The organism is Bifidobacterium castoris (assembly GCF_003952025.1).
Lineage (GTDB): Bacteria > Actinomycetota > Actinomycetes > Actinomycetales > Bifidobacteriaceae > Bifidobacterium > Bifidobacterium castoris.
The window spans coordinates 76,316-92,583 of sequence record NZ_QXGI01000005.1 but is presented as its reverse complement, the minus strand read 5'-3'; the positions used below and the strand labels follow the sequence as shown (position 1 = coordinate 92,583).

General features: G+C 70.8%; 7 protein-coding genes. All 7 read left to right on the top strand.

Going from position 1 to position 16,268, the window contains the following annotated elements; all coding sequences use genetic code 11:
* The first annotated feature begins 78 nt into the window (after positions 1-78).
* The 7 genes from D2E22_RS06895 (at position 79) to D2E22_RS06865 (ending at position 16,221) form a co-directional block, all read left to right on the top strand.
* A complete protein-coding gene (locus D2E22_RS06895; RefSeq protein ID WP_126032364.1) occupies positions 79-5,040 on the top strand; it encodes a PD-(D/E)XK nuclease family protein in 4,962 nt (1,653 codons plus the stop codon).
* Positions 5,041-5,042: 2 nt separating this feature from the next.
* Complete coding sequence (locus D2E22_RS06890) at positions 5,043-9,533, top strand: ATP-dependent DNA helicase (RefSeq protein ID WP_164518451.1); 4,491 nt, start codon at positions 5,043-5,045, stop codon at positions 9,531-9,533.
* A 280-nt stretch (positions 9,534-9,813) separates the two neighbouring features.
* Positions 9,814-10,545: a GNAT family N-acetyltransferase gene (locus D2E22_RS06885; protein ID WP_164518450.1), complete on the top strand. Its 732-nt coding sequence runs from the start codon at positions 9,814-9,816 to the stop codon at positions 10,543-10,545.
* Entirely contained in the window at positions 10,542-11,921 is a 1,380-nt protein-coding gene (locus D2E22_RS06880; protein WP_241218278.1) for an MFS transporter, read from the top strand. Before D2E22_RS06885 ends, D2E22_RS06880 begins: the two co-directional genes overlap by 4 nt.
* A gap of 87 nt (positions 11,922-12,008) precedes the next feature.
* Positions 12,009-12,761 (top strand): 4-hydroxy-tetrahydrodipicolinate reductase, encoded by a 753-nt coding sequence (gene dapB / locus D2E22_RS06875; protein WP_126032361.1) that lies wholly within the window; start codon positions 12,009-12,011, stop codon positions 12,759-12,761.
* A gap of 141 nt (positions 12,762-12,902) precedes the next feature.
* Complete coding sequence (gene dapA, locus D2E22_RS06870) at positions 12,903-13,811, top strand: 4-hydroxy-tetrahydrodipicolinate synthase (protein ID WP_126032360.1); 909 nt, start codon at positions 12,903-12,905, stop codon at positions 13,809-13,811.
* A gap of 376 nt (positions 13,812-14,187) precedes the next feature.
* The gene (locus D2E22_RS06865; RefSeq protein ID WP_241218277.1) at positions 14,188-16,221 is read left to right on the top strand and encodes a ribonuclease J; all 2,034 of its coding nucleotides are present in this window, start codon (positions 14,188-14,190) and stop codon (positions 16,219-16,221) included.
* The last annotated feature ends 47 nt before the right edge of the window (positions 16,222-16,268 follow it).

Sequence of the window (16,268 nt, the reverse complement as noted above, 5' to 3'; positions counted from 1 at the left end):
CGGCCCCGCCGACGCGGTTCCGCCCCCGGGGCCGCCTCGAAACGCGCGCGCATCATCAGTTTCCTCTAGTGCATAATAATGGCCGAAACGGTGGTCAAGCGGGGCCTTGTATTCACGATGCGGATGTTCCCGGCCGCGATCCGCTCCGGCGCCGCGCCGGTGGCGCGTGCGCCGCGCGGACGGTATGCTGGGGTTTTCGGACCGGACGCCGACGTCGGCGTCCGGATGAAGGCGACAATCGAGGGGAACGGGGGCGCGGTGCGGGAATCGGCAGCGAGCGAATCGGAGGAGACGATGATGCGGGAACGGGACCACGACGGCCGGACACGGGCCGCGGAAGACCTCGATCGGCGGATGGGCGGCGCCGAGGCGGCGGTGCGCCGGACGGTGCATGAGGCGCTCATGAGCGAGCCGGTGCGCGCGGCGCTCGACGCGCGGGACGCACGTGCGCCGCAGAACGGGCAGACGCCGGCCGTCCTCGTCGTCGGGCCGCCGCGCAGCGGCAAGACGTCCTTCGCGATCGACGCGGCGAAGGAGGCGATGACGGCCTTCGGCGCGCAGGGCGCCGTGCTCGCCGTGACGAACCGCCGGCTCGCCGACGACTACACGCCCGAACTCATCCGCCATGTCGGCGTGAGCACGAGCACACGTCCGGCGACGACGCTCAACGCGCTCGCGTTCCGCCTCGTAGCCGCGCGCCGCGCGCATGACGGCGAGCCGGCGCCGAGGCTGCTCAACGGCGCCGAGCAGGACGCGCTGCTGCGCCGCGTGCTCGCCGTGCATCTCGACCATGTGCGTTCGGGCGACATGTGCGGCACGTGCCGCCTGCTGCGCGACTACTTCCGCAACGAGCGGTGGGCGGCCTTCGTCGCCGACGGCGACGCGGCCATGGGCGACGACGACCCGTCGGGCGCCGTGACGACCGAGGCGCTGCTCGAGGAGGGCGTCAGCGCCGCCTTCGTCGCCCAGCTGCGCGACATGCTCGCACGCATGGACGAGGTCGGCGCCGGCGCAGGCAGCGAGGAGGCGATGCTCGCCGCCGTCGGGCGCTGCGGCATGCGCGGCGAACGGCTGCGCATCCAGTGGCGGCTCGCATACGCGCTGCGCGCCGAATACATCGCGACGATGCGTGCGGCCCATCCCGACGAGTACCGGCTCGACGCCAGCTATCTGCAGGTCGCCGGCACCGAGGCCGTCCGCACGCTCGACGAGAGCGACCTGCCGCGCATCGTCATCGTCGACGACGTGCAGGACCTGACGCTCGCCGGCTTCGGCTTCCTCGAGGCGCTGCATGCGCGCGGCGTGCGGCTCGTGCTCGCCGGCAATCCGGACGAGTCGGTGCAGTCGTTCCGCGGCTCGTACCCCGAATACCTGTTCAGGCAGATCGACGAACATCTGCGCCCGGCGCGGCTCGTGCTCGCCGACGCCGGCGACGACGACTACCTGCGCACCGTGCAGGCGCGCGTGAGCCTGTCGGTCGCGACGAGCGAGGACGGCCTCGCGCCGATGCCGCAGCGGCCCGGCAAGATGCCGGCGCTGCCCGGCGCCTACCCGATCGCGCCGGTCACGCCCGACGACTCGGTGCTCGCGGCCCTCTACCGCACGCCGGTCGAGGAGGGCGACGACGTCGTGTGGCACATCAAGACCGAGCATCTGCTCAACGGCACGCCGTGGAACGACATGGCCGTCATCATGCACGACAACGGCGCGATCCGCGCCTACGGTGAACGCCTGCGCCGCGACGGCGTCCCGGTGCGCTTCTCGTCGGTGACGCGTCCGCTCGCCGACGAGCCCTTCGTCGAAGGCCTGTTCTCGCTCATCGAACTCGCGCAGCTGCGCTGCGACGGCGTCGCGGGGCGCGCGACGCCGCTCAAGGCGCTCGCCGCCTTCGTGCGCTCGCGTGTGCGCGCGATCGTCGCGAGCCCGCTGCTCGACGTCGCGCCGAAACGGCGTGACGGCGCGGACGACGACGCGACGCATCCGATGGACATGCACATGATCGACGCCGCGATGCGCGCGCTGCAGTCGATCGCCGACGTGCAGGACCGCGCCGAGCTGATCCGCAAGGTCCATGACGACGAGGCCGCCGATCCGGCGCGCGCCGCGCTCGACACGCTCGCCGAGACCTGCGCCGAGGTTGACGCGGCCGCCCCCGCGCAGGCCCTCGACATGATCGCCGACGACGCGCGCGACGCGGCCGACGGAGACGGTGAGGGCGGTGCGGACGTCGACGGTGCCGCCGGCGGCGCGGCCGCGGGCTCGTCGCTCGGCGAGCTGCGCGGGATGTGGACGGCGCTGCACGACGCGGCCGCCGCCGCGCACGCCGCCGGCAACGTGCATGTGCTCGGCGACGAGGACGGCGACGACGTCGGCTTCGGCGTCGATGCGCTGTATCTGCTGCTCGCCGACGACGGCGCGCCGAAGGTCGTCGAGACGGTCGCCTCGATCTGCGGCGCCGGGGCCGGCGACCGCCGCCACGTCGGACGCAACGCGCCCGCGCGCCGCTTCGCGCGGCTGTGGGAGTACGTCGGCCGGATCGCGCGGCAGCTGCGCACGTTGGCGGCGCAGGACGCCGCACGGCCGCGCTTCGCGCTCGAGGCCGCATGGGGCGTGTGCGACGTCGCCGCGCATTGGCAGCGCCTCTCATTGTTCAACACGCCGGTCGGGCGCGCCGCGAACGACCGCCTCGACGTGGCGATGCGCCTGTTCGACTACGTGGACCGCAACGGCGGCACGATGTCGATCACGACCTTCATCAACCAGGTGCGCCAGCTGCAGATCGAAGCCGATTCGCTCGCGAGGACGGCGCCGCTCGACCAGGCCGTCACGCTGACGACGCCCGCCGGCGCCGTCGGACGGCACTGGCGCCATGTGTGGCTGCCGGGCGTGCAGGAGGGCGTATGGCCGAACCTCGCGGCGCGCAACACGATGTTCGGCGGCGAGGACCTCGTCGACATCCGCCTGTACGGCGAACTCGACATGACGCGCGGCGAACGCACCGGGCAGCGCGACATCGCGCTGCAGGAGGTGCTCGGCACCGAGCAGAAGAGCTTCCTCGTCGCGCTGACGCGCGCCGACGTGCAGGCGCATGTCAGCGCGACGCTCAACGACGACGCCGTGCCCTCCGAGTTCCTCTACGGCTATATGCCCGAGCATTTCGACCGCGCACGCGACGCGAAGCCGGAGACGCGCGTCTACACGCAGCCCGGCGACGGCGACGGGCTGGCGCTCGACGCCGACGCGCGCGGCCTCATCGCACTCGCGCGCGCACGGCTCGCGGCGTCGGCCGACGGCGGCGTGGACGACGCCGAGGTGGACGACGCCATCGACGCGCTCGCCCTGCTCGCCGTCAACGGCTACGCCGACGCCGGCCCCGGCAACTGGCCGTTCCTCGGCCTGTGGGGCGAATACCGCCCGGAGCGCAAGCCGGGGGAGGACGCCGCGTCCGCCGCCGACGCCGCGGCGAGCGCCAACACGAACACCGCTGTGGAACGCGGCGTGGAACATAGTCGCGGCGACGGCAGCAGCCTGCTGCGCGCTACGATCCCGAGCATCTCGAACGTGCCGTTCATCCCCTGGAGGCATGGGGAGGCGGCCGCGTCGCACGGGGCGGACGCGCCGGACGCCGCCGGCGGGGCGCCGACCGTCACCCTGTCGCCGTCCGCCGTCGACGCGCTGTGGGGATGCCCGGTGTGCGCGCGCATGGAACGCGAGTTCTTCGGGCCGACCGTGCAGCCGTTCACGCTCGACTACGGCTCGATCGTGCACGCCGTGCTCGAGCATGCGACGCGGATGGGATGGGACATGCCCGACTACCAGGACCGGCTCGACCTGGGAGACGCGCAGCTCGAGGCGCGATTCCGCGAATCGGATTCGCCCGACTACGCGACGTGGGACGAGGTCGCGCGCCGGCGCGCCGAACGCCTCGCCGGACAGATGATCGCCTACTACGAGACGCTGCGCATCGACCCGGAGACGATCCGCGACGCCGACGAACGCTACGACGCGACGCTGCGCGACGAACGCACGCGGCGGACCCTGCTCAACGCGGCCGACTACCTCGTGCGCTCGAACCTGCCAATCTACGAGCAGGGGCCGGAGTCGACCGAGGAGGTCACGGTGACCTCCATCGGCCGCAACGGCAAGGAGAAGACGAAGACCGAACGCCACCCGCGCCGCTACACGCACAGCAGCCTGCCGACGGTAGGCAGGCTCGTCGAGGCCGAGGCGGAGATCTCCTTCGACGCGTCCTTCACGCTCGCCGACGTCACGGCGGCGTTCAACGACGCGACGAAGCTGCAGCTCGACGCCGACCAGCTCGCCGCGGTCATGGGAGCGCTCATCGGCGGATGGCCGTGCGAATGGGACCATCGGATGCGCATCCGCCTAGCCGGCCGCATCGACCGCCGCGAGACGCGCCGCGACGAGGGCGGCGCGCTGAGCTGGCGTCTCATCGACTACAAGACCGGACGCATGCACGGGCGCGCCGAGAGCTTCAGCGACCTGCAGCTCGTGTGCTACCAGCTGGCGATGCGCTTCCCGCACGTCGAGGACGGCGGCGCCGGCGCGCGGGGAGCGCGGCTGCCGGTCGCGCGCGCCGCATTGTTCGACGTCGCCGAGGTGACCTATCCGTCGGCGAAGAAGTCGAAGGCGGAGATGCACTACCAGGAGCCGCTGTTCGCCGGCGACGCGCTCAACGCCGGCGACGTGGGCCGGCGCGACGACCCGAACAGCACCTACGCGATCGCGAAGCTCGGCGGCCTGTTCCCGCAGATCAGGACCTTCGGGGACATCAAGCCGCCCGACGGTGTGGACGAGGAGGTCTGGGGGATGCTGGCGGCGAGCGCGCGCGGCGAATCGAAACTGCTCGTGTGGTCGTTGACGATGATCGCGCGCGTGTTCTACGCGGCCGCCGCGAGCTTGGCGTCGACGATCGACGCGCATCCGACGCCGGAGCACGTCAGGTACTGCCACGACAAGCCGATCTGCCCGGCATGCGCCGAGAAGATGCAGACCGTGTACGAGACGAAGGGAATGTGACGATGGGCATGCAGCGCACGCAGGCGCAGGAACCGCAGCCGGGGCGCCCGGCGAAGAAGACGCCGAGCCGCCAGCAGCGGGCGATCATCGACGCGGCCGCCGACGAGGACCTGCTCGTCGTCGCCGGCGCGGGAAGCGGCAAGACCTTCACGATGACCGAACGCATCATCGCGCTCATCGCGGAGCCGAACAACGTGCCGCCCGAGCGCATCCTCGGCCTGACCTTCACGAAGAAGGCCGCCTCCGAGCTGCTCACGCGCGTCTCGGCGGCCGTGGACGCGCGCGCGAGGACGTCGATGTTCATGAAACCGGACGTGTACACCTACGACGCGTTCTTCCAGTCGATCGTGCGCCAGTACGGGCTGCTCGTCGGCTTCGACCAGCAGACGCAGCCGCTGAGCGAGGCCGGCGCGCGCCAGCTCATCGCGACGACCGTCGGCGAGCATATGGACGTCGTCAAGGACAGCGGCGTCGCGTTCACGCGCTTCACGGCGATCGTCGACGCCGTCTTCGCGCTTTCGTCGAACATCGCGAGTTCGATGATCGGCGGCGACTGCGACGGAGTCGACGAGGCGATCGCACGCATCCGCGCATGGGACCGCGCGTTCCTCGAGCGCATCGACGCCATGGGCGTCGACTTCGACGCCGTCGGCGACGAGGCGCCGTCGGTCCCCGACCTGAGCGCCAAATCGAAGCGGCTGAGCAAATACCAGTACGACCGCCGCGTCAAGGCGAACGGCGAACCGTACGCGCAGGCGGCGCGCACGAACGAGAAGATCGATCACTGGCGCGACCACATCCAGCAGTTCCACATCAAGCAGATGCGCGAGGCGACCGTCAAGCGCGAGCTGCTGCTCACGCTCGTGCAGCTGTACACGGACGCGAAGCGGCGCAACCACATGGCCGAGTTCAGCGACTTCACGGTGGCCGCCTACCAGCTCGTCACCCGCTTCCCGTCGATCGGCGAACGCTACCGCGCCCGCTACACGCATGTGCTGCTCGACGAATACCAGGACACATCCACGACGCAGGCGATGCTGCTCGCGAAGCTGTTCTGCGGGCCCGACGGCAAATCGGCGGTGAGCGCCGTCGGCGACCCGTTCCAGTCGATCTACGCGTGGCGAGGCGCGAGCCCGGGCGCCTTCCGCCTGTTCCAGCGCTCCTTCGGGCTGCCCGACGACTACCGGCCGTACGAACTGTCCGAGACGCGGCGCAACGCCGTCGTCGTGCTCGAGGCCGCGAACAACCTGACGGCCGCGCTGCGCGACCAGGCGCACGACGGCAGCAGCGTGCGGGTGCGCGAAGTGGATGTGCGCACCTTGTCGATCCCCCGCGACGGCAACACCGAGGTGCACGAGGGCACGCTCGGCGTCCTCGGCTACGCGACGCGCGGCCAGGAGATCGACGGCGTCGTGCGCTTCGCGAAGCATGCGATCGCCAGACACGAACGCGACGACGCCGAACGCGCCGCGCGCGGCGAGGGGCCGCGGGGCACGAAGCCGCACGTCGCCGTGCTGTTCCGCGGCAAGGCGCAGATCCCGTACTTCCAGGCCGCGCTCGAGGAGGCGGGGCTGACGACCTTCGCCGTCGGCACGTCGTCGCTGCTCGAACAGCCCGAGGTGCTCGACGTGCTCGCGCTCATGCACGTCGTCTCCGACCGCTCCGACGCCGCGTCGCTGATGCGGCTGCTCGCGACGCCGCGCTTCGGCCTGGGCGCCGCCGACCTGCGCAGGCTCGCGCGCATGGCCGACGAACGCAACGTCGACTACCGCTACCGCGCGCTCGTCGAGGCGGGCGTCGTGGCAGGGCCTCAGGCGGCCGGGGCGGACGCCGCCGCGCGCCGGCGCACCGTGCGCGACCACGCGCGCGAGGTGCCGAACGCCGTCTTCGCCGCCGACCTGCTGATGGACGACGACGCCGACGGGACGATCGAAGGCTCGCGCATCTCCGAGGCCGGCAAACGCGCGCTGCACCACGCCGGCGCCGTGCTGCGGCGCGTGCGCCGGGTCGCCTACGGGCCTATCGAGGAGGTCATGCGCGCCGCCGTCGAGGCGCTCGACCTCGACGTCGACATGCTCGTCGCGGACGCCGAACGCCGCCGGCGGGGCATGGGGCGCGAGGCGACGGCGAACGTCGCGGCGACGCGCGCGTCGATCGACGCGCTGCTGGGCACCGTGCGCACCTACGTCCAGGAGATCGCGACGATGCAGACGCCGACGCTGCGCGGCTACCTGTCGTGGATCGACGCGCAGCGCTCCGTCGACGAAGGCGCCGCGCCGATGCCTGACACGCCGGTCGACGTCATCCTGATGACGGTGCACCAGTCGAAGGGCCTCGAATGGGACGCCGTCGCCGTCGTCGGCCTGCAGCGCAACAAGTTCCCGTCCAACCAGGGCGAGCGGCTCAAGGTCGAATACGCCGACCGTCCGGGCGTCGAGACGGCCGACGACCCGCTCGACATGCTCGGCGCGTGGACGCCGCCCGACTACAAGGCGCAGGCGCACACCTGGATCACCGACCCGGCCGCCGTGCCGGTGCCGGTGCGCTCCGACGCGGCGATCCTGCCCGCCTTCCCCGGCGACGCGCGCAAGATCGCCGGCTCGAACGACTACGATCCGATCGCCGCGCTCGCCGCCGACGACGAGGTCGGACTGCTCGACGACGACGTGTTCGGCAGCCTGCGCGAATACAACATCGTCAACGACGAAGGCTTCCCGCGCAACGCCGACGCGTTGTGGGGCGACGCCGAACTGTGGACGATGCCGCAGACCGAGGAGTTCGGCCGGCGGCTGTACGCCGACGAACGCCGCCTGATGTACGTGGCGCTGACGCGCGCCCGCGACGAGGCGCTGCTCACCTACAGCGAGGACGCGTCGATGGCGCGCATGTCGGACGCGGCCGCCTCGCCGCGCACGGCCGCCGCGGTGCGCGCGGTGGCCTGCGCCGCCGGATACGCCGCATGGGACGACCCCGAGGAGCGTGAAGCCGTCGCGCCGAACGACTCGTCGATGTTCTGGAGGGAGGTCCACGATTCGCTGATGCTCAACCCCTCCACGCATGTCGATGCCGTCGAGGCGGCGCGCGAAGGCGACACGGGCGACGAGGCCGCCGCGCTCGACGCGCAGTGGACGCGTTCGATGCGCCGCCCCGCGCTCATCGCCCGCTACAACACGGCTCGCGCCGCGAAGAAGCAGGCGGCGCAGGCGAAGCGCACGCTCGAACAGGCGCATGCGGACGGCCTGCCCAAGGAGGAGCTCGAAGCGCTCGGGGAACGGGCGCACGAGCTCGAACAGCGGGCATGCGAATGCGCGTTCGCGCTCGCGGACGACGAGGTCGGCGACGACGCGCCGGCGACATGGACGCTCGACGAGATCGGCGAGGCACGCCCCGCCGGCTACTTCGTCGGCGAGCATGCGCGCGATTTCGCCGACGCCGTCGTCGGCGACGCATGGAACACGCCGATCGAGGAGCGCGCGGACGCCGTGTCCCGGCCGTGGCCCTTCGCGCTGAGCGACGCGCTGGCCGAGCGGCTGCGCGTCGGCGTCGAGGGCATCGGCAGGAAAATGGAGGACTGGGAGCGCTCAGGCAAAGCCGAACCCGGGCCGGACGGCGTGCGCGCCGGCTCGCTCGTCGCGCACGCGCTGGCGTTGATCAGCGACCCGAGCTTCGGCGCGCTGCCGGACATGCCGGCCGACCAGCTGCTGGCGCTGCTCAAGGACAAGGCGCGCCGCGCCCTGCGCACACAGCGCATGAACGCGACGGCGTTGCAGCGCGGCGCGGACCTGGGCCGCGCCGCCGCGGACGGGGAGGCCTTAAGCGGAGCCGTCGACGAGAGGGAACGCCGTAGCCGCGCCGAACGGGACCTCGACCTCGTCGCCGGCGTGCTGCGGCCGATCCCGGCGATGAGCTCGCCGCAGGCCGCGGACGGCACGCGCCTGCACGCATGGGCAGAACGCTTCGTGCGCGCAGGCCTCGACGGCGACGACGCCGCGCGCACGCGGATGGTCGCCGACGTCGAGCATGCGCTCGCGGACGGGACGCCGGCGGACGCCGACGCGCGCCGCTTCGCGCTCTGGCAGCGCCGGCTCATCGATTCGCCGTGGGCGTCGCGGCTGCCGGAATCCGCCGAGGAGTCGATCGTCGTCGCGATCGACGGCGTCGACAACCTCGTCCAGGGCAAGCTCGACGCCGTCTTCGTCGGCGGCCTCGACCCGCACGACGACGCGAAACGCCTCACCGTCGTCGACTGGAAGACCGGACGCCGCCCGCGCGACGCGAAGGACGTCGAGGAGAAGCTGCGCCAGCTCGACTTCTACCGGCTCATGCTCGCCAAGGCACGCGGCGTGCCGCTCGATGCGGTCGACGGCGCGCTGTACTACGTCTCCGAAGCGAAGGAGGCCGACCGCCAGATCGACGCCGAGCCGAAGGACGAGGCGACGATCATCCGCGAGATCCACGAAGGCATCGCCTTCGACGATGACGACGCCGCCTGAGGCCGCCTGACGGGCGCCGCGGAGCCCGCGGCACGCCGCCGTACGCGGACGGCATGGCGGCCGGCCGCAATCGACGCCGCTGGCTACACTGATGCGCTGACGGCACGGGCGCCGCCGGAGGCACGCTCCGGCAGCGCCGCGCGCATCCGGGACCCGGGTCAACCGGTCCGGCGCAGGGGAACGCACTGCGGGGTGCGCGCGATCGGAAGCCGTGCCACGGCATGCGTGGGCGGGCACACATGCGCAATGCGAATGCATGATGAATGAAGGAGCAATGCACATGGATGCGAACAACAATGCACGTCACGTCGACTACCGTCCGATGCGCTGGGAGGACCTCGACGCCGTCGCCGCCTGCTTCGACCGCGTCTGGCCGCAGCGCGAGGGCATCGCCGGCACGCCTCTCGCGCCGCTCATCGCGCGCTACCTGACACTGCACTACCTCGAGGCGAGCACATGGTCGAACCTCGCCGAAACGGGCGACGGCGTCCTCGCCGGCATCACGCTCGCGCGCGTCGCCGGCGCGCCGACGCTGTTCTCCCGGGCCCACGACGAGCTCGAACGCGTCCGCGCCCTCATCGTCGCCGACCCGCGCGGCGCCGCCGTCGTCACGATGTTCGAGGACGGCTTCTTCGTGCGCGAACGCATCCTCGAGGAGGACGCCGACGTCGACGAGACGACGCAGGCCGAACTCGAACTGTTCATGGTCAGCCCCGACGCGCGCGGCATCGGCGTCGGCGGCGCGCTGTGGCGCCGGCTGCTCGCCCATCTGCGCGCCGACGGCGTGCGCGCGTTCTTCCTGCACACCGATTCAAGCTGCGACTACGGCTTCTACGACCACAAGGGCCTGACGCGCGCCTCCGAACGCATCGCCGCCGACCATCCCGAGGACGCCGAACTGGCCGAGGGACTGAACACCGACGACCAGTTCATCTACCGCGCCGACCTCGCCGACACGGCGCTCGCCGGCGCCGTCGACCCGAACGAGGACACGGAGGTGCGCGGCGCATGAGCGGCCAGACCACGACGAAGCCGCGCTCGCCGTACGCGCGCATGTTCGCGCTGCCCGGCGCGAAGGCGTTCTGCGCGTCCGCCGCGCTCGCGCGCCTGCCGATGAGCATGATGAGCCTCGGCATCGTGCTCGCGCTCAACCACCTGTACGACAACTGGACGATCGCCGGTTCGATGAGCGGCGCCTACATCCTCGCCGTCGCCGCCGTCACGCCGTTCTACGCGCGCATGTTCGACCGCTTCGGCCAGCGCAGGGTCGGCCGCGTCGCGCTCGCCGTGCAGGTCGTCGCGATGCTCGTGTTCGCGTTCAGCGCGCTCGCGCGCGTGCCGATCCCGCTGCTGTTCGTGCTCGCGCTCGTCATGGGCGCCACGCAGTTCTCCTTCGGCGCGCTCGTGCGCACGCGCTGGACGTATCTGCTCGAACGCACCGGCAACATGGATCTGCTCAACACGGCCTATGCGCTCGAATCGGCGATCGACGAGATCGTCTTCATCTTCGGCCCGATCCTCGCGGCGACGCTCGCCACGTCCGTGCACCCGGTCTCGCAGCTGTTCGTCCCGACCGCCGCCTGCGCGGTCGGCGGCACGGCCTTCTTCTCGCTCAAGAGGTCCGAGCCCCCGGTGCTGCGCGTCGTCGAGACGAACCCGGTCGCCGCCGACGACCCCGACCTGCGCCTGGCGCGCGGCGACTTCGACGACGGCGCGCAGGGCGCCGCGCCGCAGGATCCGCAGCGCAAACGCAACTCGCTCGCCGCGTCGTCGCGCAAGGCGACGCGCAACGTGCTGCTGTACGCCGGCATCCTGCCGCTCATGCTCACGTTCATCTGCTTCAACATGAGCTTCACGACCTTCGACGTCTCGATCACGGCGGCGATGGAGCACGACCATCTCGACCGCTTCCTCGGGCTGCAGCTCGCGATGATCGCCGCCGGATCGTGCATCGGCGCGCTGTACTTCGGCTCGCGCAACCACCGCGGCCCGCATTGGCGGCGCATGATCGTCTGCCTGGCGATCCTCGCCGTCGGCTTCGCCTGCATGCGCGCGACGATGGACAACTACCTCGTTCTGGGCGCCGTCGAGCTGCTCGCCGGCCTCGTCGTCTCGCCGCTGTTCGCGACCGGCAACCTGATCGTGCGCGAGACGGTGCCCGAGCGGTCGCTGACCGAGGGCCTGTCGTGGCTGTCGACGGCCGGCCAGATCGGCGCGTCGCTCGGCTCGCTGCTCGGCGGCATGATCCTCGACCATCTCGACTCGCACGCCGGCGTCATGATGACGTGGGTCTACACGGCCGCCGCGATCCCCTTCGCCCTGATCGGCTGGTGGGTCTTCATGCGCAAGAACGCCGACGCCGAGCGCGACAGCGGCGATACGCTCTGACGCGGCTCCTGCCCGCGCACCCCGGCCGCTACACTGGTCGTGGAACAAGCCCTAACCCCACAACCACAGGCAGAAAGCTGGTGCAACATGATCAAGGTTTCCGTAGTCGGCGCACAGGGCCGCATGGGTTCGCACGTCGTCGACGCCGTCAACGCGGCGCCCGACGCCGAACTCGCGCTCGCGCTCGACGCCGGCGACGACCTCACGCAGATCACGCCCGAGAACACCGATGTCGTCGTCGAATTCACGGTGCCGTCGGTCGCGCTCGGCAACGTGCTCGCGCTCGTCGGCCAGGGCGTCGACGTCGTCGTCGGCACGACCGGTTGGACCGATGACAAGCTTGACGCGGTGCGCGCAGCGCTCGCCGATGCGCCGCGTGAAGGCCAGAGCGTCTTCATCGCGCCGAACTTCGCGATCTCCGCCGTCCTCGCCGATTATTTCGCGCGCCTCGCCGCCCCGTACTTCGAATCGGCCGAGGTCATCGAGCTGCACCATCCGGACAAGGTCGACGCGCCTTCGGGCACGGCGATCCACACCGCGCAGGGCATCGGCGCGGCCCGCGCGAAGGCGGGGCTCGGCGCCGTCCCGGACAACACGCAGACGGACGGCGGCTCGCGCGGCCAGGTCGTCGACGGCGTCCATGTGCACGCGGTGCGCCTGCGCGGCCTCAACGCGCACGAGGAGGTGCTCTTCGGCAACGCCGGCGAGCAGCTCGTCATCCGCGCCGACAGCTTCGACCGCGGCTCGTTCATGCCCGGCGTGCTGCTCGCCGTGCGCAAGGTCGCCTCGGGCGGGTTCCCGGGACTGACCGTCGGCCTCGACCATTTCCTCGACCTGTGAGCGGCCGGGGCGATCCGATCGCCATGGGCCTACGGGGAGGCGGACCTGCTGCGGGGCCGCCTCCCCGTAGGTGTTTCAGGGGCCCCGCGCCCGGCGCGGACGGCCCCGGGCGCGTCCTAACCGCCCAGTACCGTTGCAGCTATGACTGACGGAACAATGCATCTTCTCGATCCCGCCCCCTTCGGGCGTGTACTCCCCGCGATGGTGACGCCGATGAAGGCCGACGGATCCATCGACTACGACGCCGCGCAGCGCGTCGCGAAGCAGCTCGTCGCCGACGGCGCCGACGGTCTCGTCGTCAACGGCACGACCGGCGAATCGCCGACGACGCACATGGACGAGAAGGTCGACCTCGTCCGCGCCGTCAAGGAGGTCGTCGACGTCCCAGTCATCTCCGGCGCGGGTTCGAACGACACGGCGCACACGGTGCGCATGGTCGAGCAGACGCAGGAGGCGGGCGCCGACGCGGTGCTCGTCGTCTGCCCGTATTATTCGCGTCCCTCGCAGCAGGGCATCTTCTACCATTACCGCGCCGTCGACGAGTCGGCCGACAAGCCGATCATCGTCTACGACGTGCCGGGGCGCACCGGCGTGCGCATCGCGCTCGACACCTACTGCCACCTGTCCGAGCTCGACCACGTCAAGGCCGTCAAGGACGCGACCGGGGACATCGCCGGCGCCGTGCGCAAGCGCCTGGAGACCGGCCTGACGTGGTATTCGGGCGACGACGCGCTCTATCTGCCGTTCCTGTCGATCGGCGCCGTCGGCATCATCTCCGTCGTCGCCCATGCGGCCGCGCATCCGATGCGCGAACTCGCCGAAGCCTTCGACCGCGGCGACATCCACCGCGCCCAGGAGCTCGCGAACCGCATCGCGCCGGCGATCGACGCGATGAACGGCACCGGCTTCCAGGCCGTCATGGCGAAGGCGGCGCTGCATGTGCGCGGCGTCCTCGAAAGCACGCAGATGCGCCTGCCGAACGTCGGCCCCACGCCCGAGCAGATCGAGGCCGTCCGCGACGGCCTGCGGGCGAGCGACCTGATCGACTGAACGCGGAACGCGGATCCCACGCAGGACGCCCCGCGCATGATGACTGTGCATGACGGCGGCGCATGACGGCGGCGCGATCGCATACGCGGGCGTGCGATCGCGTTGCCGTATCGGCGAAGAAGGGGCGCATCCGCCGTCCTCGCCGCCGGCATGGTTTGCGCCGATAGCTGTAAGCAAGCCCTGCGCCGGCCATCCCCGTCCGCGACGGCGATACACTGTGAGCATAATGAACGACAATCGTGAGCCGATGGCCATCCGCCTCGTCGCCGTACCGCATGGGCCGTACGCGCATCCGCGCAGGCGCCGGACACGATGATATGAAGCCCCGCCGCACGCATAGGCGGGCGGCACCGAAGAGAAACCAACAAAAGAAACCATGACAGAGACAGCAGCAGCCACGCATGTGCGTGGATCGAAGAGGAAGGCCGCGCAGACGGCGCAGGACACGGCCGCGCAGACGCGCCGCCGGTCGACGCGACGTTCGGACGACCAGATCGAGGCGGCCGAGCTCGCCGTCGAATCGATCGGCGAGGGCGGCGCGAAGAAGACGCGCACGCGCAAGGCCGCGTCGAAGGCCGCGTCCGCGAAGTCGGGCGAGAAGAAGACGACGCGCAGCCGCAAGGCCGCCTCGAAGGGGGATGCGAAGTCGGGCGCGGGCAAGACGCGCACGCGCGCGCTCGCCACGTCGGACACGAGCGACGAGAACCGCATCGCGCCGCCGAAGTACCGCAAGGGCTCGATGCGCATCGTGCCGCTCGGCGGCCTGGGCGAGATCGGCCGCAACATGAACGTCATCGAATACAACGGCCACATCCTGCTCATCGACTGCGGCGTGCTGTTCCCGGAGGAGGAGCAGCCGGGCGTCGACCTGATCCTGCCGGACTTCAACTACATCAAGGACAGGCTGGACAAGGTGGACGCGCTCGTGCTCACGCACGGCCATGAGGACCACATCGGCGGCGTGCCGTATCTGCTCAAGATGCGCCCCGACATCCCGCTCATCGGCTCGAAGCTCACGCTCGGCTTCGTCGAGGCGAAGTGCAAGGAGCACCGCCTCGAACCGGAGATGATCGAGGTCAAGGGCCGCGACAAGCTCAAGGTCGGCCCCTTCAACCTCGAATTCGTCTCGGTGACGCATTCGATCCCGGACGCGCTCGCCGTGTGCGTGCGCACGCCCGCCGGCTCGCTCATCGACACCGGCGACATCAAGCTCGACCAGCTGCCGCTCGACCACCGCGTCACCGACCTCGTCGAGTTCGGCAAGCTCGGCGAGCAGGGCATCGACCTGCTGATGATGGATTCGACGAACGCCGAGGTGCCCGGGTTCGTCAAGCCGGAGACGTCGATCGGCCCGGCGCTCGACCAGGTCTTCGCGACGGCGACGCGCAAGATCATCGTCGCGAGCTTCTCGAGCCATGTGCACCGCGTGCAGCAGGTCGTCGACGCCGCCCACAAGTACGGGCGCAAGGTCGTCTTCGTCGGCCGTTCGATGGTGCGCAACATGGCGATCGCCGCCGACCTCGGCTACCTGCACCTGCCGGAGGACACCGTCATCGACCTGAAGAAGGCGAAGGACTACCCGGACAACAAGCTCGTCTACATGTGCACCGGCTCGCAGGGCGAGCCCATGGCCGCGCTCGGCCGCATCGCCGACGGCAACCACCGCGACATCACGATCAACGAGTTCGACACCGTCATCCTCGCCAGCTCGCTGATCCCGGGCAACGAGCACGGCGTGTACAAGGTCATCAACAAGCTCGTGCAGCTCGGCGCGCGCGTCGTCAACCGCGACAACGCGGCCGTGCACGTCTCCGGCCACTGCAACGAGGGCGAGCTGCTGTACATGTACAACATCGTCAAGCCGAAGAACGCGATGCCGATCCACGGCGAGAACCGCCACCTCGTCGCCAACGGCCTGATCGCCGTGAAGACCGGCATCGAACCGGAGAGCGTCGTGCTCGCCGAGGACGGCGACGTCGTCGACCTCTACCACGGCAAGGCCGCGATCGTCGGATCGGTGCCGTGCGGCTACATCTACGTCGACGGCGACTCGGTCGGCGAACTGACCGACGAGGAGCTCGAGAAGCGCCGCATCCTCGGATCCGAGGGCTTCGTCTCGTGCTTCGCCGTCGTCGACACGGACGCCTCCGAGGTCGTCTCCGGCCCGAAGGTGTACCTCAACGCCGTCGCCGAGGACGAGAAGGAGTTCGAGAAGGTGCGCCACCAGATCGTCGAGCAGCTGCGCGACGCGATGATGACCGGCACGAAGGACGTCCACAGGCTGCAGCAGATCATGCGCCGCACGCTCGGCAGCTGGGTCGCGCGCGAACTGCACCGCAAGCCGATGATCGTCCCGGTCGTCGCGGACATCGCCGCCGACATGGACGCGATGGAGGGCCACACGCACTGACGTGCACGGCCGTGCGCGCCCCGGGACGTGCAGCGGCAGCCAGAAAC